This is a genomic window from Salegentibacter tibetensis (assembly GCF_020164485.1).
GTDB lineage: Bacteria > Bacteroidota > Bacteroidia > Flavobacteriales > Flavobacteriaceae > Salegentibacter > Salegentibacter tibetensis.
Map to the genome: position 1 here is coordinate 1 of NZ_JAIQZA010000093.1, position 847 is coordinate 847.

An 847-nucleotide genomic window follows, 5' to 3' on the forward strand; every position below is an offset into this window, starting at 1 on the left:
CAGCAATCTCCTGGCAGCATCCCGAAGAACAACTAAAATACTGGCAGCATGATTTTTCAAAACCAACCCTGGAGGAACCTATGGAGCTGTTTACAGATGTAATGGAAAAATCTGTACAGGTTCACCGTAGGAAATATTTGGGGCACCAGACAACTCCTACTTTACCGGTAACTGTGCTTTCCGGAGCATTAATTTCCCTTCTTAATCAGGGAATGGGAGTATATGAGATGGGTATGGTGGGAAATACGCTCGAGAAAATCCTTACAGAAGACCTGGCACAGACGCTTGGCTATAGCGCGGAAGCATCTGGATTTGTCACATCTGGCGGGTCTCTTGGCAATCTTACAGCTCTTCTGGCAGCGAGGGCCGCTGTGACGAAAGTGTGGCGCAAAGGATATGAAGAAGGCCTGAAGCCTGCGGTTTTGGTTTCAGATGAGGCTCACTATTGTATTGACCGTGCTGCACGTATTATGGGTTTTGGAGACGAAGGAATTATCAAGGTGCCGGTAAATGATCGTTTCCAGCTGCGAACAGAGCTACTGGAAGAATATTATCAAAAAGCAGTCGCAGATGGAAGGCAGGTGATTTGTGTTGTAGGATGTGCAGGTACCACTTCCACCGGGTCTTATGATGACCTTGAGACCATTGCCGACTTTTGTAAACAATATAGCATTTGGTTCCATGTAGATGGGGCTCATGGTGCGCCTGCTGCTTTTTCAACTCATTATAAATATCTGGTTAAAGGAATTGAGCAGGCTGATTCGGTAGTGGTGGATTACCACAAGATGATGATGACACCATCCCTTTCTACTGCCCTTATTTTTAAACGTGGGAGCGATGCATATAA

At 45.9% G+C, this 847-nt stretch carries 1 protein-coding gene; it reads left to right on the top strand.

Annotation, left to right across the window (positions count from 1 at the left end):
- Nucleotides 1-847, top strand: an 847-nt coding sequence (locus tag LB467_RS18635; protein WP_224475656.1) for a pyridoxal phosphate-dependent decarboxylase family protein, incomplete at both ends; no start/stop codon positions are given.